This window comes from Anaerococcus provencensis, assembly GCF_000312365.2.
In the GTDB taxonomy this organism is placed as follows: domain Bacteria; phylum Bacillota; class Clostridia; order Tissierellales; family Peptoniphilaceae; genus Anaerococcus; species Anaerococcus provencensis.
Genome location: NZ_HG003686.1, coordinates 842153 through 863666 on the forward strand (window position 1 = coordinate 842153; position 21514 = coordinate 863666).

A 21514-nucleotide genomic window follows, 5' to 3' on the forward strand; every position below is an offset into this window, starting at 1 on the left:
ATGATAAAAACAATAATATTAGCAGCAGGTGAAGGGACTAGAATGAAGTCCCAAAAATCTAAAGTTTTACACAAATTACTCAATAGAGAAATGATTAGATATGTTGTGGATTCTTCAAAATTAGACGAATCTCAAACTATAATAATTGCTGGCAAAAATAAAAATGCCTTAGAAGAAATTTTTACAGATGAAATAATTGTTGAACAAAAAATAGGAGAAGCCTATCCTTATGGTACTGGCTATGCAGCATCACTTGCAGTAAGTGAAATCGAAGATGATGATACAGTTTTAGTATTAAACGGGGACATACCTCTAATTACAAAAGCTTCCATAAAGGAATTTGTGGACAATCACATAGAAGCAAATTCTTGCGCTTCTGTATTATCTACTAGAGTAATTAATCCTATTGGCTATGGAAGAATCATCAGAGATGAAAAAGGGGAATTTATAGGCATAGTTGAGCATAAAGATCTTGACCTATCTCAAAATTCAATTGATGAAATAAATACAGGAATATATGCTTTTAATGGTAAATGCTTCAAAAACTCTGTGACATGTCTAGAATCAAATAATGAACAAAATGAACTATATCTTACAGATTGTATAGATATATTATATAACCAAGGCGAAAAGGTTATGGCATTTACAGCTCATGATCCTAGTGAATTTTATGGAATAAATAATAAAAAAGAGCTTGCTGAAGCAAGTAAAATACTACAAAAACGAGTAAATGATAATCATATGATAAATGGAGTTATAATTGAAAATCCAGATATGGTTATCATAGATCCATTAGTAAAAATTGGACAAGATACAGTAATTTCTGGTCCAGTAAAACTATTGGGCCAAACAGTTATTGGAGAAAACTGTATAATAGAAGGATCAACAAGAATTGAAGACTCAAAAATCAGTAATGATGTAAAAATTGACAATTCAGTTATAGAATCTTCAAGTGTTGCCGAAGGAACTGATATAGGCCCTTACTCTCATTTAAGACCAAAGGCTAATCTGGGCAAGAATGTTCACATTGGTAACTTTGTTGAGGTCAAAAACTCAAATGTTGGAGATAATACAAAAGCAGGACACTTAGCATACATTGGAGATAGCGATCTTGGTAGTGGCATAAATATAGGATGTGGAGTTATTTTCGTAAATTATGATGGGAAATTTAAACATAGATCAATAGTTGAAGATGATGCCTTCATAGGATCAAATTCAAACATAGTAGCCCCAGTTAATATTAAAAAAGATGCCTATATAGCAGCTGGTTCAACAATTACAAAAGATGTTAATGAGGGTATGTTATCAATAGAGAGGGCTGAGCAAAAAAATATTGCTGGTTACACTTATAAAAAACGTAAAAGAGATATAGAAAAATCAAAGGAGAAATAATGTCATCTAAAAATTCACAATCATTTATCCAAAGAGGAGAACTAAAACTACTAAGCGGAAATGCCAATCATAAGCTTTCTGCATCTATAGCTAAAGCATTAGGAGTTGAGCTTGGAGAATCCGAGATTGAAAAGTTTAGTGATGGTGAAATAAAAATCAAAATCAACGAATCTATTAGGGGAAAAGATGTATATATTGTTCAACCTACATCTTATCCAACTAATGATAATCTTATGGAACTACTAATTATGGTGGATGCTTGCAGAAGAGCTTCAGCAGGTTATATCAATGCTATAATTCCATATTATGGATACGCTAGACAAGACAGAAAAACTAGAGGCCGTGAACCAATAACTGCAAAACTTGTTGCTAATCTATTGACAATAGCTGGAGTTGATAGAATTATCACAATGGACTTGCATGCTGGACAAATTCAAGGTTATTTTGATATACCAGTAGACCACTTTTCAGCTATAAGACTTCTATCAAGCTACTTTACAGACATGGCTTTTGATAAACCAGATGACTTTGTTGTAGTAAGCCCTGACTTGGGTGGAGTAAGAAGGGCTCGTGAATTTTCAGATTATTTAAAACTTCCAATAGCTATTATTGAAAAAAGACGTCCAATGCCAAATGTATCTGAGGTAATGAGTGTTATAGGCGATTTCAAAGGCAAACATGCAATTCTAGTAGATGACATGGTTGATACAGCAGGAACCATTACAAATGCAGCAAACTATTTGATTGAAAATGGAGCAAAAGACGTATATATAGCTGCAACTCATGGTGTATTGTCAGGAAAAGCAATTGAAAGACTTTCTGATTCTAGTGTAAAAGAAGTTATTATAACAAATACAATCGAACTTCCAAAAGAAAAACAACTTGATAAGATAAAGCAATTGGAAGTTGGACCATTACTTGCCGAAGCAATTCATAGAATCAATACCTATGAATCAATAAGTGGTCTTTTTGATGATGGAGAATAAATGTATTTTATAGTAGGACTTGGCAATCCAGGTAGGCAATACGAAAATACCAGGCATAATGTTGGGTTTTTAACTATTGATTACCTTGCCAATAAACACAACATTGACGTTAAAAAATCAAAATTTAAAGCCTTATATGGCCAGGGAGAAATTTCTGGCCAAAAAGTCATGCTCATAAAGCCACAAACTTATATGAACAATTCAGGTGAAGCAGTAAGGGATTTTAGAAATTTTTATAAATTTGAGGAAGATAAGCTTATTGTTATTGTAGATGATATAGATATTGATTTTGGAAAAATAAGGATTAAACAAAAAGGTTCTGCTGGAACTCACAATGGAATGAAGTCAATCATTTATCAACTGCAATATGATACTTTTCCAAGGATAAAAGTTGCAGTAGGCAAAAAACCAGATTATATGGACCTTGCTAACTTTGTATTAAGTGGTTTTAGCGAAAAGGAAGTCGAGATAATAAGAGAAGAAATAAAGCTAGCTTCTCAATCTATTGAAACATTGCTTGAAAGTGGAATTGATAAAGCAATGAACAAGTTTAATTCTATAAACTTGTTGGAAGAGTTGTAATGAATCCATTAATTAATAGATTAGTTAATCTTGAACAAATAAAAACTGTAAATGAAAATATAGGAAATAGCTCTCCAATATATATGCATGGACTTACAGAAGGGATAAAAGCACATTTGGTTTTATCTCTTTTTGCAAGTTTAGATAAGAATATTGTTTTAATAGCCGAGAATGAAAAAAGAGCTAAAGAATATTTAGCCGATATCAATAGCTTGGAAGATATTGGATTATATTATCCAGCCTATGATATTAATTTTTATAATATAAAATCAATTGATGATCAAATCACCTCTGATCGTATGCAAATTTTGATAAAACAAGCAAAAAAAGAAAAATTCATTACAGTTACGACTCTTGATGCCATAAAAAATAAATTGACTCCTTTACACAAATTTAATGAGAGTTTTGTTAATATAACAAGCGAGGATGTGATTGATGATGAAAAGCTAATTAAGACTTTATCAGATTTAAATTATACAATTACATCTTTAGTCGAAAATAAGGGTGAATTTTCTAGACGTGGATCTATAATAGATTTTTGGCCAGTAGATTATGACCATCCAATACGTCTGGAATTGTTTGATGATGAGATTGATTCAATTAGAATTTTTAATGAAAAGAATCAAAGGACTATTGAAAATATTGATGAGGTCACGATTTCTCCCTTAAATGAGCTTATATATAATGAGGATGATTTTAATGCAGCAATTATTGAAATCAAAAAAGAAATTCATAATATTAGCCAAGATAATAGCAATGACCAGAAGTTAATTGATAAATACAATCAAATAATAGATTATCTTACAAATAGTCACTATGTATCAAATTGGGATTTGATAAATCCTTACAGAAAAAGTAACTATGAAGACTTTACAGATTACTTAGCAGAAGATACAGTTTTTGTATTTGATGATATTTCCAGAATAGCTCAAGCAGAGGAAAGCAATGAAACTAGTTTTATAGAAAATATTACCTATCAAAGGGATAGGGGTGAAGTATTTAATAGTTTTAAAGATTTACTGCTAACAGGTGATGACCTATACAAAAAAATCGAAAGTTTTTCTATAGTGAACCTTACATCTTTATTAAAAAGATCCAAACTATTTAACCCTAGGTTTTTAGTTGATTTAAAGACAATGGAAGCAGAAATCTTCAATAAGAATATTGATGCTTTTGTTGAATTCACACAAAATTTAGAAAGTAAGGCTAAAGTTTATGTTCTTACTTCAAATGAAGATAATAAAGAAAAACTCTACGATGTCTTCAAGTACAATAATATAAGCAATGCTTCTTATGAAGACACAAGTCAAGTAAGTATATCTGATATATATGCCAAAGAAGGATATTATATACCAAGTGAAAAGCTCTATGTATTTACTCAAAAAGAGCTATATGGTCATGGTAAAAATAAGACTCACAAGAAGATTAAAAATAAATTATCTTCGTCAGATATCATAAACTATTCTGATTTAGATATTGGTGATTATGTTGTACATGAGAACAATGGTATTGGAATTTATAGCGGCCTTGAAAAAATCGAAGTTAACAATATTCAAAAAGACTTTATTGTCATAAATTATAAGGGCAATGACAAGGTATATGTCCCAATTGATCAGATGAATCTCGTATCCAAATATATTGGTAACAAGGGAGAAAAGCCTAAATTATCCACACTTGGCTCACCTACTTGGACAAAGGCTAAGCAAAGAGCCAAAAAAGCAGTAGATGAAATAGCTGATGACTTGGTAAAACTCTATGCACAAAGATCAAAGATCCGTGGTCATGCCTTTGGATCAGACACACCTTGGCAAAATGAGTTTGAAGAATCTTTTCCTTACGAAGAAACCTATAGTCAAATTCGAAGTATTCGTGAGATAAAAGATGATATGGAAACTGACAAACCTATGGATAGACTTTTGACAGGTGATGTTGGCTATGGTAAAACAGAAGTTGCCTTAAGAGCTGCCTTTAAAGCTATTGTAGATGGTTATCAAGTAGCTTTTCTGGTTCCAACAACAATACTAGCTAGTCAACATTATGAGACAGCGAGGGATAGATTCAAAGATTTTCCTATGGATATAAGATTATTGTCTAGGTTTAATAGCAAGAAGGAACAAGATCAGACGGTTAAGGACCTAAAGAATGGCAAAGTTGACTTTGTAATAGGTACTCATAGGATTTTATCAAAAGATGTATCATTCAAAAAATTGGGTTTATTAATAATTGATGAGGAGCAAAGATTTGGCGTTAAAGATAAAGAAAAGTTAAAAGGGCTAAAAACCAATTTAGATGTCCTAACCCTTTCAGCAACACCAATACCAAGAACCTTACAAATGTCTCTGGCGGGTATTAGAGACTTATCAACACTTGATGAACCACCAGAGGAAAGACTTCCTGTTAATACTTATGTCATTGAATACGATGAAAATATTATTAAATCTGCTATAGAAAAAGAACTAAACAGAAATGGTCAAGTATATTTTGTATATAACAGAGTCCATAATATAACTTTATTGTATAATCACCTATCTGAACTAGTTCCTCATGCAAGGATAGAGATAATCCATGGTAAATTAAGTCCCAAACAAATTGAAAATATTATGAATGATTTTGTGATTGGAGATATTGATATTTTGCTTTCTACAACCATAATAGAAACTGGGATGGATATTTCAAATGTGAATACCCTTATAGTTTATGATTCGGATATGATGGGGCTCTCCCAACTTTACCAGCTAAAGGGTAGGATAGGTAGAGGTAATAGGTCCTCCTATGCTTATTTTACATATAGGAGGGGAAAAGTCTTATCCGAAATTAGTGAAAAGAGACTAAAATCTATTAGAGATTTTTCTGATTTTGGCAGCGGCTACAAAATTGCTATGAAAGACTTAGAACTAAGAGGAGCTGGAAATCTCTTAGGTGAAAGCCAAAGCGGCCACGTTGAAGCAGTTGGTTATGATCTCTATGTTAAGTTCTTACAAGAAGCGGTAGAAAAAGCTTCGGGCAAAGAAATAGATATCAAAAAGAAATCTGATGTATATATAGATATTAAGGTTGATGCTTATATTCCAAACTCATATATAAGTGATGAAGCTCAAAAAATTGAGATGTATACAAGGATTGCAAGCATCAGCGATAGCGATGACTATAATGTTTTGGTCGAAGATTTGATTGATATTTATGGCGATATCCCAATAATGGTGGATAATATAATGTATGTATCCCTTATTAAATCCTTAGCTGAAAAAATAGGTTTTAAGGAAATAAGAGAATTGAAAGGTTTTGTTAATTTATATTTTGAAAATAGAGAAGATTTTTCTTTGGAAGAACTAAAGGAAATAAGCACATCATTTAAAGGTGAAATGCAAATGAACCTATCAGATAGGCCATCTTTTAAGATTCCAATTTCGAAAACAAAATTAATTGATACCTATAATCTTTTAGAAGTAATTGATAATATAAGGAGTAATGATGAAAAAAACAAGTAAATTAGTAGCACTTTTATTGACAAGTTCAATGTTTTTAGCAGCTTGCAATAACAATCAAGATGCAAATACAAAAGAAGACACAAAAGTAGAATCAACAGAAAAAGCAACAAAAGATACTAATTCTCAATTAGATGATAAAACCGTTGCTATGGTAAATGGTGAAAAGTTGACCAAGGATGACTATAAAAAAGAAATTTCTTTCTATGGAGCAACTCTTGCAAGCCAACAACAACTTAAAAATTCAGTTATCCAAATGATGATCCAGGATAAACTTATTGCTGATGATTCTGCAAAAAATGATTTAAAAGTAGATGATAAAGAAGTTTCAGACGCATTTTTACAACAAGTTGATAGACTTGGTGGCAAAGAAACATTCGACAAAATGTTAGATGACTACAACATGGATGTAGAAATGTTTAAGGAAACCATCAAAAAAGATTTGATGTATAAAAAACACAAAGAATGGTTTGACAAAAATCATGAAGTAACTGAAGATGAAATCAACAAATACTATGAAGAAAACAAAGACCAATTTAAGAAAGTTGATGCATCTCACATATTAGTAGAAGATGAAGAAACAGCTAAAGAAGTAAAACAAAAATTGGACGATGGTGAAGACTTTGCAAAATTAGCTAGCGAATACTCTAAAGATACTGCCAACAAGGACAAGGGTGGAGAATTAGGAGAATTTGCAAAAGGACAAATGGTTGCAGAATTTGAAGAAAAAGCTTTTGCAATGAAAAAAGATGAAATAAGTGATCCAGTTCAAACTCAATTTGGTTGGCATATTATAAAAGTTAATGATATTAAAGAATCTGCAGAAGATTCAAAAGAACAAATCAAGACTTTATTAGCTAATGAAAAATACAAAAATTACCTACAAGAATTAAGAGATGGTGCAGATGTAGTTACTGAAGATTCTAACAGCACAGAAGAAGAAAATGCTGACAGTGAAGAAAAAGAATCAACAACAGAAGTTGAAACTAAAGAAGATGCTGATTCTAAAGAAGAAGCAGAAACTGAAGAATCTGATGAAACAGACAAAGATAAAGAAGACAAAAACAACTAAGCTATTATTAGCTTTACTTGTTATAATAAGCTTAAGCTCTTGTAATAATAAAAAGGAATACAAAAATTCTATAGCCTTAGTTGGAGATGTTCCTATTAGTCAGGAATTATTTACCAAAGAGCTTGAGTATTATCAAAAATTTTATACCAAAAAATACGGCGAAGATTATTTGGATATTGAAGTTGCCAAAGGTAAGACTAATAATGATGTCCTACAAGAAGAGTTGACTGATTCTTTGGTAAAAGATCAACTTATGCTAAATGACCTAAAGGCAAATAATATTAAAGTAGATGATTCAAAGGCAGCAGAATTAAGAAATAATCTAGAAGATCAGCTAGGTGGAAAAGATTCATTAAAAGCTAATATTACTGCCATAGACTTAAGTGAAAATGACTTTAGTGATGTTTTATATAGAGACTCTATAAGAAAACAACACTATGATTATTTCATAAATCATAATAAAATCAAAGACAGCGAAATCTTAAGCTACTACAAAAAAAACGATAAATACCATAGGATGTATAAGTATGATGTCCTAGTTTTTGATAACGAGAATGAGGCAAAAAGATTTAGGGAGAAGATTAAATCTTCTGATGATTTTTACCAATATGTCAAAAGTCCCATTAAAAATTATGATGTCATAAGATCGGATTTTGTGTATTTAGATGATCCAAAAATAGAAAAAGCAAATGTTAGCAAAAAAGATGAGCTAAGTGATGTATTTGAATTTGATGATAAGTTTATGATTTTGATGATTAATTCTTATAATGAAAACGAGAATGAATTATTAATCAAGCTTAAGGAAATATATTTGAAAGAAAGTTACGAAAAATATCTAAATAATTTGACGAAAAAGACTAAAATTAGGCTTTTTGTCTAATATAAGTCTTGAAAAAAGGCAAATTGTTTTGTATAATCAAGTATAGAGTTAAACAGAATCATATATTTGATTTATAGGAGGAAATATGAATAAATCAGAATTATTAGTAAGCATTTCAGAAAAAAGTGGACTTAAAAAAAGTGAATCTGAAAAAGCTTTAAACGCATTGATAGAAACAATTACTGAAACATTAGCAAGTGGCGAAAAAGTTCAGTTAGTTGGTTTTGGAACATTTGAAACAAGAGATAGAAAAGCTCGTGAAGGTAGAAACCCAAGAAAACCTGACGAAGTTATTAAAATTCCAGCTTCTAAAGCACCAGTTTTCAAAGCAGGTAAAACATTAAAAGAAGCTGTAAACTAAAAATATAAAAAAACAAACCGGAACTTGAAATAAAGGTCCGGTTTTTATATTTCTTTATATCTATCTTCCATATTAATATTTGAGTCGACAGTAATGGTTTTAAAATCTTCATAATATACCATGCCAGGGGCAGCTCCTTTGGCTTTGTTGACATTTTTCTTTTCAGTATAATCTATATCTATTTTGTTATCATTTGATATTGATGAGTTTATAGCTGCAAGATAGGAAGCAATTTCTATATCTTCTTGATTTATATTATCTGATCTTAATATTACATGGCTACCAGGAACATCTTTCACGTGGAACCAAAGATCATTTTTGTTAGCTAGTTTCAGTGTGATATAATCATTTTGTTTAGAATTTTTACCTACATATATATCTGAGCCATTGTTAGTCTTATAATGATATGGTTTGGATTTTGAATTTTTAATTTTTTCTTTGTAGATTTTTTTATCAATCCATTTTCTACCATCTCTTCTCTAAGATCATTAATATCTTCAATACTTTTAGTCCTTGATATAAAGTATTTTAATTGTCGTAGATATTCTAAATGACTTATTTGCTTAGGTAAGTCTTTTTTAGCGTAGTCAACTGAATTTTTAATCTTTTTAGCTCTATTATAGAAACTCTCAGCATTTTCCCAAGGTGTTTTTAGAGGATCTATGTTGATTGTGATTTCTTTATTAGCATCGTAGAAGTCAGAAACGATTATTTTCTTATCACCTTTTTTTATTCTATGAACATTTGCAGATAGAAGATCTCCATTCTTCCTTAAATCAGCGAGTTTTTCTTCGTTTAATATATTCGTATTCAATATGTCGATTTTCTTTTCAGTTTGTTTTATATGAGAATCAACTTTTTTAATATAGTCTGTTTTAAGCTGATTTAACCTATCGTTGGTTTTGTTATATTCATAAAAATGTTCTATGGCTTCGCTCATCAAATCGTATTGAATTTCTTGGTAGGCAATGTGGTTTAATTTTATTGTGTGAAATTCTTTTACTTTTCCGTCTTCTTCATAAGAATAAGAGCCTAGGTCATCATTGATAATTCTATCTTTTAAATCATATAATAGGTCATTTAGTCTAGCTTTCTCATCCTCACTTACTAATCCCCATTTAATATTTGGGTCTATATCAGCCCTATAGATTAATTCTTTTCCTATAATAGGGGAGAAGCCTTGGTAATTTTGATAGAAAATTTTATAGGGAACGGCAGTATCCGCTAATCTTTGATCCAAAGTTTTAATATCATAATCTTCTACACTAATATCGTGTTTGCTATCTTCTATGAATTCATATTTTAAACCTGGCAATAATTGTCTTACCTGACTCATAGAAAGGTTAACTCTTTTTATTGAATCAATTATCCTATAGTCATCGTCAGTTAAAATGATATTTGAGTGTTTACCCATAATTTCAACAATTAATTTTTTGGATGTATCAAAGCCCATTTCATCAATTGAACTAATAGAGAAGATAACTACTCTGTCCAAGCCTTTTTGTGTTATATCAACAATCTTGCCCTGATTTATATGTTTTCTAAGTACCATAGTAAAATTTGGTGGTACATCAGGGTTTTCATATTTTTTATTAGTCAAATGGATTCTAGCTTCATTGTTATTTGCACTAAGCAACAATTTATAAGCCTTACCCATTGAATAAACATTAAATACTATATCATTTTTAGAAGGTTGAGTTATTTTTTGAATCTTACCTCCTAAAAGTGTTTTTCTTAGTTCATTTACTATTTTTCTAGTAACTATTCCATCATAGCTCATTTCGTCACCTCCTTGCTATTATACTTTATTTTCTAACTTGTAATAAGAAAGGCTAAAAGTAAAATAATTATAATAAGGAGGCGTAATGAAGAAAGGTTTTTTACTAGTAGTATCTGGTCCTTCAGGAGTTGGAAAAGGTACTGTCCTTCATGATCTTATGAATACACAAAAGAATCTTGTTTATTCCGTTTCAGCAACGACAAGAAATAAGAGAGATGGCGAGATTGAAGGAGTAAGTTATTTTTATAAGACTCATGATGAATTTAAGCAAATGATTGATGAAGATGAATTTCTTGAATATGCCAAGGTACATAACAATTATTACGGAACTCCAAAAGAATTCGTAGAAAGAAAAATTAATGAAGGTAAAATTGTAGTTCTTGAAATAGATGTCCAAGGTGCAGTAAATGTCAAACAAAACACTGAAAATGCTGTTTTCATCTTCCTTGCTCCACCGAGCCTATCAGAACTTAAAAATAGGATAGTAGGTCGAGGTACCGAAACAGAACAAGACATCAATGTTAGAATGAAAAATGCTAGAAAAGAGCTTGAGTACATCAAGTACTACGATTACCTTGTTATAAACGACCACATTAACTCAGCTATTAACTCAGTAAACGAGATTATTAATGCTGAAAAGCATAAGGTCTTTAGAGAAGAAGATTTTGACATAAAGGAGATTTTAGATGAATAACCCATCTTTTAAGAAGCTATCAGAAATTAGCCCAAGTAGATACGACATTTGTATGATGGTATCAAAAAGAGCAAGAAGAATTGTAAGTGGTTCTGCTCCACTAACTAAAAAAGTTGAAGCAAAACCAGTCACACAAGCCCTAAACGAAGTAGTTGAAGGTAAAGTTTGTAAGAAATGATTAAAGGAAAAAATATTTTACTAGGGGTTACTGGAGGCATAGCTTGTTATAAAGATCTTGAGCTATGCTCAAGACTAATAAAAAAAGGTGCCAATATAAAGGTGATTATGACTCCTAGTGCGACAGAATTTGTAAGACCCTTAGCTTTTGAAACCATGGCAAGGTCAGAAGTTTACTCAGATATGTGGGAAGGTCACCATGATATAGTTCATCATATTGATTTACCTAAATGGGCTGATGTAATGCTTATAGCACCGGCTTCAGCTTCAACTATTGGCAAGATGGCACATGGAATCTCAGACAATTTCCTAACAGCCGCTTACTTGGCTTGTGCCAAGGATGTTATCATAGCACCATCTATGAACACCCAAATGCTACACAATCCTGCTACTCAAAAAAACATTGAAACTTTAAAGTCTTATGGCGTTAAGGTCATAGCTCCAGAATCAGGAATCCTTGCTTGTGATACAATTGGTGATGGTAGAATGGAAGAACCTGAACAAATTGTAGAATACTTGGAAGACTACTTCACAAAAAAAGATTTGCTTGGCAAAAACATAATAGTGACTGCTGGACCAACCATAGAGCCTATAGATTTTGTAAGATATATTACCAATCATTCATCAGGTAAAATGGGCTATAATATAGCAAATGAAGCAAAAAAAAGAGGAGCTAATGTTACTCTTATATCAGGGCCTGTTAAACCTTTCGAAATAGCTGGTATTAATCGAATAGAGATAAAAACAAATGATCAGTTAAAGGATGCTATAGAAAGCAATTTTAGTGATGCAGATGCACTAATAATGGCTGCAGCGCCTGTAGATTATAAGGCAAGTGAAGTTAGCGATAAGAAAATCAAAAAATCAGGATCCAATTTAAACATGGAATTTATCGAAAATACTGATATACTTAAATATTTTGGATCAGTAAAAACTAAGCAAACCATTATTGGTTTTGCTGCTGAAACGGATGATTTGATTGATAATGCAAATAAAAAACTTATATCCAAAAATGCTGATTACATTATAGCCAACGATTTGAAGAAAGATGGAGCAGGTTTTAACACCGATACCAATATTGCAAGTATTATTTCAAAAGATAATGTCATAAACCTCGATATAATGACTAAGGTAGAATTAGCAAATAAAATATTAGATTTAGTTAGGTGAGATTATTTACGCTAAAGTTATAATCGATAGTAAAAGTAGGTTTTTAAACAGACCTTTTACTTATCGTATCCCAGAAAAATTTAATAAAAAAATAGACATAGCAATGAGAGTTTTAGTTCCTTTTGGTAAAGGGAATAAAACTAGCGTTGCTTTTGTTTATGAAATTTTAAATGATGTAAAGCTAGATTTTGAGACTAAAGATATATTAGAAATTATTGACCAAAAACCTCTTATATCAAAAGAGCTAATTGATTTAGCTTTTTTTATGTCCCAAAAATATATGTCACCCATACAAGCTTCATTAAGTCAGGTGATGCCACCTACTGAAATTAAGAATATTAAGACCTTTTATCAATCTAAGGGCGAAGATATTGGAGAATTTTCAAAGTTTTTAAGAAAACCAAAAACAATGGAAGAGATAGTAGGGGAATTTGGGGATGTAAAAGATGATATTATCTCTTTACTTGATGATGAGAAGATTTTAGTTTCCTATGATATTAAAAAAACTCAAAAGATATCATATGACCAGTATGTTAAATTAGTAGACAATTCAAATATTAATATTAGTGGCAATGCGATTAAGCAAAAGGAAATAATAGAATTTTTGAAAGAAAATGGATCATCAAGTGTTAAAGAAATACTGATGAAAACAAAGTCTAGTAAATCTAGTTTAAATTCATTGGTGGAAAAAAATGTTGTCGAATATTATTATATCGAATCAAAAAAAGAACTAACAAAAGAATATAAAAAATATGACAAATTTATCTTAAATGATGAACAACAAAGAGCTTATGATAATATAGTTGATAATCCTTCATCTGACTTTTTATTGTATGGAGTTACAGGATCTGGTAAGACAGAAATTTTCCTCCAAGTTGTAGAGAAAGTAATAAAAGATGGCAAAGAAGCAATAATTTTAGTTCCTGAAATTTCACTTACTCCCCAAACCATTGAAAGATTTAAGGGTAGATTTGATGAAAAAATTGCTATTATTCACTCTAAATTAACTCCTAAGGAAAGATTTGACCAATGGAGAATGATTAATAATGGAGAGGTTAAAATAGCAATAGGAGCAAGATCGGCAATATTTGCTCCTTTCAAAAACTTAGGGGTAATAATAATCGATGAAGAACATGATCAGTCGTATATATCATCTAAAGACCCAAAATATCATACAGATGAGATAGCTAGGTTTAGGTCATCTTACAATAATTGTAATCTTATCTTAGCAACAGCAACACCGTCAATAAAAACAATGAATAAGGTGGACGAAGGCACATACAAGTTGATACACTTAAAAAACAGAGTCAACAATAGGCCTCCTTCTATCGAAATAGTAGATTTGAAAGAAGAATTAAAAAGATCAAATTACTCAATTATTAGCATAAGGCTTAGAGAAGAGATTGAGAGAAACTTAAAGAATAAAGAACAAACCATTTTGTTTTTAAATAAAATAGGACACGATTCTTTTACATTTTGTAGGTCTTGTGGTTATGTTGTAAAATGTGAAGCTTGTGATGTAGCTATGACTTATCATAAAAAGGTTGATAAACTTGTTTGCCACTATTGTGGACGAACTGCAAATCAACCAAAGGTTTGTCCTGTTTGTCATTCCAAAAAAATTAAAGAATTTGGTGCAGGAACCGAAAAACTAGAGGAAGAGGTAAGAGAGTTATTTCCACAAGCAAGAGTTCTTAGGATGGATAGTATGGTTGCCAATCAGAAGAATTCTTATGATATGATGTATTCAGCTATGAAAAATAATCAGATTGACATATTGCTCGGGACTCAGATGATTGCCAAAGGATTGGACTTTAAAAATGTCACCCTAGTTGGCATAATATCTGCAGACTTGTCTTTAAATGTTGGAGATTTTAAGGCTCAAGAAAATACCTTTCAACTATTAACTCAAGTTGCTGGCAGGGCAGGGAGAGACAAAAAAGATGGAAGAGTTATAATTCAAACATACAGACCAGATAATTTTGTCATTCAAGCTGTAAAAAACAATGATTATGAGAGTTTTTATAAAAACGAAATTATTGAAAGAGAAGCTTTTTCATATCCACCTTTCAAAAATATTATTACCGTAAAAATTATAAATGTATCAAGATCTAAGTGTGCTAATATTTCTAAAGAATTTGTTGAATGCTTAAAAAAGAAATTATTTGCTAATGAATCTATTGAAATTATAGGACCCAACCCTTGTAAGATTTCAAGAATTAACAACAAACATAGGTATAATATCATTGTAAAAGTCTTTGATGATGATCTCAAAGTAACTATAGATGCAATTAATCATTTGCGAAATAAATTTATAAATAACTATAAGGATACAAGTTTTATCCCAGCCCTAAACCCTAGCATTATTAATTAAGGAGTGTATATGTTTGATTTTTTTAGAAGAAAAAAAGATAAAGAGAAGACTGATGAGCTAAAAAAAGAAGGCGAGAATTTAGCCTTAGAAAATGAAATTGAAGAAAATGATATAGATGATGATTCTAACAAAGAGTTTAAGCTAGATAGTCATGAAGATAATGAGACATTAGTATTTGAAGCTGGATCTATATCAACTGATATGGAAACTAATAACGTTGATAATGATGATATCAAGTCTTTTGATGAAGAAAAACTAAGTGAAAATACTAGCGAAAATCATTTTTATAATAATTTTGATGAAATAGATAACCAAGAAACATCAAATGAAGAAGAAACTCATGTATTGTTAGAAGAAGAAATTGACGAAGCTAATCCAGAATTTGAGAATAATGATAGCAAAGTTAAAAAAGTAGGTTTTTTTGACCGCATTAGGAATGGATTAGTAAAAACTCGAGACCAGTTTTCATCTCAAGTTAAAAATCTATTTACTGCAAATGTAAAGATTGACGATGAATTATTTGAAGAATTAGAAGAGATACTTATTTCAGCCGATATAGGTATGGACACAACTCTTGCTATAGTTGATAGTCTTCGCTATGAAATAAAAGAAAGAAAGATTAAAGATTCAGACCAAATATATCCACTGCTTGAAGAAATAATGGTCAGACACTTGGATAGAGATAATCTAAACAATGATTTAAATATGAATGATAATGACCTAGCTATAATATTAGTGATTGGAGTAAATGGTGTCGGTAAAACTACTACTATTGGTAAGCTTGCCTATAATCTCAAAAACGAAGGCAAGGCTGTTATGCTAGCAGCTGCCGATACCTTTAGGGCAGCTGCCATTGAACAACTTGGGGAGTGGGCAGATAGGGCAGATGTAGAAATGATTGCTCACCAGGAAGGTGCAGACCCTTCTGCAGTTATATTTGACGCTATACAATCGGCAAAAAATAAAAATGTTGATGTATTAATTTGTGACACAGCTGGTAGACTTCACAACAAGAAAAACTTGATGAAAGAGCTTGAGAAAATTAATAAAACTATTGATAGCCACGCAGGAAAAGCAACTAGGGAAAATATCCTAGTATTAGATGCCACAACTGGACAAAATGCTGTAAGCCAATTAAGAGAATTCAAAAATGTTACAGATATTACAGGACTAATATTGACCAAACTAGATGGAACTGCAAAGGGTGGAATTATATTCCCATTACAATATGAACTCAACGTACCAGTAAAATATATTGGCCTTGGTGAGGGCATTGATAACCTAGAAAAATTTGATTCAAAAACTTTTGTCGATGCTTTGTTTTAGCTATTGAAATTTTAACAAGTCTATAGTAAAATATTACAGTACTACAAAAATATACACATTCCTGGATAGGTACTTCGTTGCCAGATAATGGTTAAGTATCTATAAGAAGGGGATGGAAGAAGAAAACGGAGGAAAAATATATGGCAGTAGTTTCAATGAAAAAATTACTAGAAGCTGGTGTACACTTTGGACACCAAACTAGAAGATGGAATCCTAAAATGTCTAGATTCATCTTCACAGAAAGAAATGGAATCTATATAGTAGATTTACAAAAAACTTCTACTCAACTTGATGAAGCATATGCAATGATTAGAGATATTGTTGCTGACGATGGTGAAGTTTTATTTGTAGGAACAAAAAAACAAGCACAAGATGCTATTGAGCAAGAAGCAAAAAGATCTGGTCAATATTACGTATCTAACAGATGGTTAGGTGGTATGTTAACCAACTTTAAAACAATTAGAAAAAGCATTGACAAACTAAAAAGATATGAACAAATGGAAGAAGACGGAACATTCGATCTTCTACCAAAAAAAGAAGTACTACAATACCAAAAAGAAATGGACAAACTAGAAAAGAACCTTGGCGGTATCAAAGAAATGACAAAACTACCAGATGTTCTATTTGTAGTTGACCCAGGTGAAGAAGCAATAGCTGTTCATGAAGCAAGAATACTTGGTATCCCAGTTGTAGCAATTGTTGATACAAACTGTGACCCAGATGAAGTTGATTTACCTATCCCTGGAAATGATGATGCAATTCGTGCTGTAAAACTTATCACATCAGTAATGGCAGATGCAGTTATCGAAGCAAACCAAGGAAGTGAATTTGCTCCACAAGAAGAAGATGTTGAAGACCAAGTAGATGAAGATCTAACAGAAGAAAATTCTGATGAAGATTTAGAAGTTGTTGACCAAAACGAAGAAGAAAGCGAAGAAAATTAAGGAGTATAAGATGGCTATAAGTGCAAGCTTAGTAAAAGAATTAAGAGAAATGACTGGTGCAGGAATGATGGACTGCAAAAAAGCTCTACAAGAGACTGATGGTGATATCGACGCAGCAGTTAAACTATTAAAGGAAAAAGGACAAGCTACACTTGATAAAAAAGCTGGACGTATTGCAGCTGAAGGTGTTATCGGTTCATATATTCACAATAATAAAATAGGTGTTATTGTAGAAATCAACACAGAAACTGATTTCTCAGCTAATACAGATACAGTTAAAGACTTTGCTCGTGATATTGCAATGCACGTTGCAGCATCAAATCCACTATACATTTCAGAGGCAGATGCAGATGAGAAAGATATAGCTGAACAAAGAGAAATCCTAACAAACCAAGCAATCAATGAAGCAAATGAAAATATGCCAGAAGATAAAAAGAAAATGATTGCTGAGAAGAAGGTTGAAGGAAGACTTAAAAAATACTTCTCAGAAGTTTGCCTATTAGACCAAGCTTATATCAAAAATCCTGACCAAACAGTTGAACAATATCTAAGAGATACAGCTAGCAAGGTTGGTGAAAACATCAAAATTAGAAGATTCGCTAGATTTGAAGTAGGCGAAGGTCTTGAAAAGAAAGAAGAAGATTTTGCAGCTGAAGTAGCTTCACAAATGAACGCATAATAATTTTAAAATTATTAAAGTGTCACCTATATTTTTAGGTGGCACTTTTTAAATAAAAGCTTATTTAAATATGGAGTATATATGTTTAAAAATTTCAAATGGTTCCTGAAATACTCTAAAAGAAATTATATTATAGGATCAATTTCTCTTATTATTACTGATATAATTTCTCTATTTTTACCTTATTTAACAGGTAAGTTAATAGATATGGTTTATCTAGGAACACTTACAATGGACACCTTCATAAAAATGATAGTAATAGCATTAATAATGGTTATTTTAAAATATGTAACAGCTATTGCATGGTCTTATAATATTTTTAAATCATCGTCGTTGATGGAATATGTTACTAGAGATAAACTTATGAGTAAGTTTTTGAAACAATCTCAAAGATTTTTTGAACAAAATTCTACTGGATCATTAATGAGTAAATCTACCCAAGATGTAGGCCAGGTGGCAATGTTTGCTGGTTTTGGAATATTGGCCTTTTTTGACGCTTTAGTTTTTCCTATATTTATTTTACTCATGATGGTAACTACTATTGACTTTAGATTGACAATTTTATCAATACTACCTATGCTTGTTTTTTTGATTGCTTATTCAAAACTTGTAGGTAAGTGGTATATAAGATCAAAAGCTGTTAACGAAAGCTTTGATGACTTAACTAATAGAGTTTTAGAAGATGTTGAAGGCATAAGAATTGTTAGAGTTTTTAATATTGGCGATGCTAGATACAATAATTTTAAGGAGTCTGCAAGGGAACTAGCTGATAAAAGTATTGACTTAGCTAGGCTTCAATCATGGATGGAGCCATCAGAAAGACTTACTGTTACCTTAGCTTATATAATTTCGATTGGTTATGGATCAGTATTGATTTCTAAAGGAGATTTAAGTGTGGGTCAAGTAGTATCTTTCACTTATTATCTAAACATGCTTATCTGGCCAATGTTTGCCTTTGGTGAATTTATGAATTTAAACCAGCAGGCAAATGCAGCAATGGATAGGATAATGGAAGTATTAAATTATAAGGAAGAAATACCTAATTCTGAAAGTTTAGAAAATGTAGATAACAATCCTTCAATTAGTTTTATAGACCATAATTTTACTTACCCATCAAATAATGAGAAAGTCTTAAAAGATATAAATTTAATGATTGACCAAGGAAGTTCTTTAGGTATTATAGGTAAAACTGGATCTGGGAAAACCACTCTGATTAGGCAACTACTTGATATATATAAGGTTGATAAAGAATCTATTATTATTTCAGATGAAAGTTTTAGTGAGATTTCATCAAAATCTTTCAAAGATAAAATAGGATATGTTCCACAAGAACATATGATATTTTCTGACACTTTGAAAAATAATATCAGATTTTCCAAGCTCGATGCTAGTGATGAAGAAATAGATGAAGCTATTGCTATTGCTGACTTTACAAAAGATATAAAAGAGTTTTCTGATGGTCTAGATACACTAACTGGCGAGAAAGGTGTATCCCTATCTGGCGGTCAAAAACAAAGACTTGCTATAGCAAGAGCTGTTTTGAAAGATCCAGATATATTGATACTTGATGATGCTATGAGCGCAGTAGACGCAAATACAGAACAGAATATCATAAAAAACCTATCAACTAGTAGGAAAGATAAAACGACAATAATTATTGCCCACAGGATAAGCCAGGTTCAACATTGTGATAATATAATTATTCTAGAAGATGGTAAAATAGTTGATTCTGGAAATCACGATGAATTGATGAGTAGAGAGACTTGGTATAAAGACCAATATATTAAACAGATAAGTGGAGGTAATAATGACTAATACAGATAAACAAGTAAGAAATTTGCTTAAAAATTATGCCTTAAATGAAAAAACGTCCTTTATCAAAGGTTTCGTGCTTTCGCTTTTAAATACAATATTGCAACTACTATCACCACTAATTATAGGTTACATTATAAATAATCTTTTGAAAAAAGGTATAACAAGTGCTGATTTTGCAAATATAATCAAATATTTGATACTGTATTTTTTAGTTAATATGATTGCTAGCCTATTTTTAAATAGAGCTTTTATTACTTTTCAAATTGCATCAAATGATATAGCTTATCAAATGCAAAATGATGTATATAATAAGGTCAATTCTTTTCCAATAGCCTATTTTGATAACCTACCAGCAGGAAAAATATCATCTAGAATTACTAATGATACTAATAAAGTAAAAATGCTTTTTAAGCTAATAATAACAGATATTACAACATCTATGATTCTTGCTGTGGGGCTTGGGATTACAATATTTATTACAAACCCAATTGCTGGTTTAATGTTAATACCTTTAGCTCCTATCATATATATAATCTATAAGTCCTACACTTCTTACACGCGAAAATATACTGGAGAGATTAGGAAAAATACATCTGAAATTAATGCTCAGATTAATGAGTATATACAAAATATGGAAGTTATCCAAGTATTTAATAAGGAGGATTATATAAAAGATAAATTCGATGAGACTAATAATCATATATTCTCATTATCTAGTGAACTTGCCAAAATAAGGTCCTATTCAGGTTATAGAGCAATGGATATAGTTTCTTACTTGGCATCATTAATAATTTTGGTTTATTTTGGTTTAGGTCAAATCACTGATTATTACTCAGTAAGCATTGGTGGTTTATATGTGATTTTTGAATACACATCTAGATTGTTTAATGAAATAAGATTTATAATAATGAGAGTTGGAGAAGTGAATGAATCAATGGCTAGTGCCAGCCATATTTTTGAAATATTAAAGTTGGAAAGCCAGGAAGAATTATTTGATACAATTGACGATATCAACCAAAAAATAACATTTGATGATGTGAGATTCTCTTACACAGAAGGCGAAGAAGTTATAAAAGGAATCTCATTTGATGTCAATGCAGGTGAATCAGTAGCTTTTGTTGGTCAAACTGGTTCTGGTAAATCGACATTAATTAACCTATTATTAAATTTCTACTCTCCCCAATCTGGTAAAATCACAATAGGGGATAAGGATATATCAAAGGTCAATAGAGATGATCTAAGACGTGATATGGCTGTAGTACTTCAAGATGCCTTCCTATTTAAAGGGGATATTAGCGAAAATATATCTTTAGGATATGAATATAGCGACAAAGAAATTAAAGGTGCCCTTAGGGCAGTAGGGGGAGATAGGTTAATAAATAAAGGAATCCACACTCAAGTTATGGAAGGTGGATCAAACTTATCCCAAGGAGAGAAACAACTTATAAGTTTTGCAAGAGCCTATATAAGAAATCCTAAAATATTAATTCTTGATGAAGCTACTAGTAATATAGATACTGAGACAGAAGCTATAATTCAGCAAGGTATTGAAAAGTTAAAAGAAAATAGAACAACTTTTATAATAGCTCATAGACTTTCTACTATTAAGGATGTAGATAATATAATTGTATTATCTCATGGAAGAATCGTAGAAATGGGAGATCACAACAAACTTATGACATCTTCTGGCTATTATAAAGAAATGTATAACAAGCAAATGAAAGAAAATTATAGTCTCTAATTTTATTAGAGGCTATTTATTTTGCTAATAAAAATCATTTTATGGTATAATTATAA

18 protein-coding genes are annotated in these 21514 nt (G+C 31.0%); 16 read left to right on the plus strand and 2 right to left on the minus strand.

Annotation, left to right across the window (positions count from 1 at the left end; translation table 11 throughout):
• The 7 genes from glmU (at position 1) to BN38_RS06735 (ending at position 8758) form a co-directional block, all read left to right on the plus strand.
• Positions 1–1392, plus strand: coding sequence for a bifunctional UDP-N-acetylglucosamine diphosphorylase/glucosamine-1-phosphate N-acetyltransferase GlmU (gene glmU, locus BN38_RS06705; RefSeq protein ID WP_044566188.1), 1392 nt, complete (start codon positions 1–3; stop codon positions 1390–1392).
• Positions 1392–2378 (plus strand): ribose-phosphate diphosphokinase, encoded by a 987-nt coding sequence (locus tag BN38_RS06710; protein ID WP_044566189.1) that lies wholly within the window; start codon positions 1392–1394, stop codon positions 2376–2378. The genes glmU and BN38_RS06710 overlap by 1 nt, the downstream gene beginning before the upstream one ends.
• Positions 2379–2960: an aminoacyl-tRNA hydrolase gene (gene pth / locus BN38_RS06715; RefSeq protein WP_044566190.1), complete on the plus strand. Its 582-nt coding sequence runs from the start codon at positions 2379–2381 to the stop codon at positions 2958–2960. It begins immediately after the preceding gene.
• A complete protein-coding gene (gene mfd / locus BN38_RS06720; RefSeq protein ID WP_044566191.1) occupies positions 2960–6448 on the plus strand; it encodes a transcription-repair coupling factor in 3489 nt (1162 codons plus the stop codon). The genes pth and mfd overlap by 1 nt, the downstream gene beginning before the upstream one ends.
• Positions 6432–7517 (plus strand): peptidylprolyl isomerase, encoded by a 1086-nt coding sequence (locus BN38_RS06725; protein WP_044566192.1) that lies wholly within the window; start codon positions 6432–6434, stop codon positions 7515–7517. Before mfd ends, BN38_RS06725 begins: the two co-directional genes overlap by 17 nt.
• Entirely contained in the window at positions 7480–8397 is a 918-nt protein-coding gene (locus BN38_RS06730; protein WP_044566193.1) for a SurA N-terminal domain-containing protein, read from the plus strand. The genes BN38_RS06725 and BN38_RS06730 overlap by 38 nt, the downstream gene beginning before the upstream one ends.
• 85 nt (positions 8398–8482) lie before the next feature.
• Positions 8483–8758, plus strand: coding sequence for an HU family DNA-binding protein (locus BN38_RS06735; protein ID WP_044566195.1), 276 nt, complete (start codon positions 8483–8485; stop codon positions 8756–8758).
• A 44-nt stretch (positions 8759–8802) separates the two neighbouring features.
• On the opposite strand, the gene BN38_RS11380 is transcribed toward BN38_RS06735, so the two are convergent.
• Together BN38_RS11380 and BN38_RS06740 are read right to left on the minus strand one after the other, a co-directional pair.
• Positions 8803–9216: an NFACT RNA binding domain-containing protein gene (locus BN38_RS11380; RefSeq protein ID WP_326544531.1), complete on the minus strand. Its 414-nt coding sequence runs from the start codon at positions 9214–9216 to the stop codon at positions 8803–8805.
• Positions 9126–10538, minus strand: a complete 1413-nt coding sequence (locus BN38_RS06740; RefSeq protein ID WP_230197738.1) for an Rqc2 family fibronectin-binding protein — start codon at positions 10536–10538, stop codon at positions 9126–9128. The genes BN38_RS11380 and BN38_RS06740 overlap by 91 nt, the downstream gene beginning before the upstream one ends.
• Positions 10539–10623: 85 nt before the next feature.
• Between BN38_RS06740 and gmk the strand changes: the two genes are divergently transcribed.
• The 9 genes from gmk to BN38_RS06785 all read left to right on the plus strand — a co-directional run bounded on the left by gmk (position 10624) and on the right by BN38_RS06785 (position 21458).
• A complete protein-coding gene (gmk, locus tag BN38_RS06745; protein WP_044566196.1) occupies positions 10624–11232 on the plus strand; it encodes a guanylate kinase in 609 nt (202 codons plus the stop codon).
• Positions 11225–11410, plus strand: coding sequence for a DNA-directed RNA polymerase subunit omega (gene rpoZ, locus BN38_RS06750; protein ID WP_044566197.1), 186 nt, complete (start codon positions 11225–11227; stop codon positions 11408–11410). The genes gmk and rpoZ overlap by 8 nt, the downstream gene beginning before the upstream one ends.
• Entirely contained in the window at positions 11407–12579 is a 1173-nt protein-coding gene (coaBC, locus tag BN38_RS06755; protein ID WP_044566198.1) for a bifunctional phosphopantothenoylcysteine decarboxylase/phosphopantothenate--cysteine ligase CoaBC, read from the plus strand. The genes rpoZ and coaBC overlap by 4 nt, the downstream gene beginning before the upstream one ends.
• A gap of 19 nt (positions 12580–12598) precedes the next feature.
• Entirely contained in the window at positions 12599–14953 is a 2355-nt protein-coding gene (gene priA / locus BN38_RS06760; protein WP_326544532.1) for a primosomal protein N', read from the plus strand.
• 9 nt (positions 14954–14962) lie between these two features.
• Positions 14963–16279 carry a signal recognition particle-docking protein FtsY gene (ftsY, locus tag BN38_RS06765; RefSeq protein ID WP_044566200.1) on the plus strand — a complete coding sequence of 439 codons (1317 nt, stop codon included), beginning with the start codon at positions 14963–14965 and terminating at the stop codon, positions 16277–16279.
• 140 nt (positions 16280–16419) lie between these two features.
• The gene (gene rpsB, locus BN38_RS06770; protein ID WP_044566201.1) at positions 16420–17223 is read left to right on the plus strand and encodes a 30S ribosomal protein S2; all 804 of its coding nucleotides are present in this window, start codon (positions 16420–16422) and stop codon (positions 17221–17223) included.
• A 10-nt stretch (positions 17224–17233) separates the two neighbouring features.
• Positions 17234–17902, plus strand: a complete 669-nt coding sequence (gene tsf, locus BN38_RS06775) for a translation elongation factor Ts (RefSeq protein WP_044566202.1) — start codon at positions 17234–17236, stop codon at positions 17900–17902.
• A gap of 81 nt (positions 17903–17983) precedes the next feature.
• Positions 17984–19717 carry an ABC transporter ATP-binding protein gene (locus tag BN38_RS06780; RefSeq protein WP_044566203.1) on the plus strand — a complete coding sequence of 578 codons (1734 nt, stop codon included), beginning with the start codon at positions 17984–17986 and terminating at the stop codon, positions 19715–19717.
• Positions 19710–21458, plus strand: coding sequence for an ABC transporter ATP-binding protein (locus BN38_RS06785; protein WP_044566204.1), 1749 nt, complete (start codon positions 19710–19712; stop codon positions 21456–21458). The genes BN38_RS06780 and BN38_RS06785 overlap by 8 nt, the downstream gene beginning before the upstream one ends.
• Positions 21459–21514 lie beyond the last annotated feature (56 nt).

Excerpts from the sequence above, each read along its gene's own strand:
- glmU (WP_044566188.1), top strand. The coding sequence starts at position 1 with ATGATAAAAACAATAATATTAGCAGCAGGTGAAGGGACTAGAATGAAG.
- BN38_RS06710 (WP_044566189.1), top strand. The coding sequence starts at position 1,392 with ATGTCATCTAAAAATTCACAATCATTTATCCAAAGAGGAGAACTAAAA.
- pth (WP_044566190.1), top strand. The coding sequence starts at position 2,379 with ATGTATTTTATAGTAGGACTTGGCAATCCAGGTAGGCAATACGAAAAT.
- mfd (WP_044566191.1), top strand. The coding sequence starts at position 2,960 with ATGAATCCATTAATTAATAGATTAGTTAATCTTGAACAAATAAAAACT.
- BN38_RS06725 (WP_044566192.1), top strand. The coding sequence starts at position 6,432 with ATGAAAAAAACAAGTAAATTAGTAGCACTTTTATTGACAAGTTCAATG.
- BN38_RS06730 (WP_044566193.1), top strand. The coding sequence starts at position 7,480 with ATGAAACAGACAAAGATAAAGAAGACAAAAACAACTAAGCTATTATTA.
- BN38_RS06735 (WP_044566195.1), top strand. The coding sequence starts at position 8,483 with ATGAATAAATCAGAATTATTAGTAAGCATTTCAGAAAAAAGTGGACTT.
- BN38_RS06740 (WP_230197738.1), bottom strand. The coding sequence starts at position 10,538 with ATGAGCTATGATGGAATAGTTACTAGAAAAATAGTAAATGAACTAAGA.
- gmk (WP_044566196.1), top strand. The coding sequence starts at position 10,624 with ATGAAGAAAGGTTTTTTACTAGTAGTATCTGGTCCTTCAGGAGTTGGA.
- rpoZ (WP_044566197.1), top strand. The coding sequence starts at position 11,225 with ATGAATAACCCATCTTTTAAGAAGCTATCAGAAATTAGCCCAAGTAGA.
- coaBC (WP_044566198.1), top strand. The coding sequence starts at position 11,407 with ATGATTAAAGGAAAAAATATTTTACTAGGGGTTACTGGAGGCATAGCT.
- ftsY (WP_044566200.1), top strand. The coding sequence starts at position 14,963 with ATGTTTGATTTTTTTAGAAGAAAAAAAGATAAAGAGAAGACTGATGAG.
- rpsB (WP_044566201.1), top strand. The coding sequence starts at position 16,420 with ATGGCAGTAGTTTCAATGAAAAAATTACTAGAAGCTGGTGTACACTTT.
- tsf (WP_044566202.1), top strand. The coding sequence starts at position 17,234 with ATGGCTATAAGTGCAAGCTTAGTAAAAGAATTAAGAGAAATGACTGGT.
- BN38_RS06780 (WP_044566203.1), top strand. The coding sequence starts at position 17,984 with ATGTTTAAAAATTTCAAATGGTTCCTGAAATACTCTAAAAGAAATTAT.
- BN38_RS06785 (WP_044566204.1), top strand. The coding sequence starts at position 19,710 with ATGACTAATACAGATAAACAAGTAAGAAATTTGCTTAAAAATTATGCC.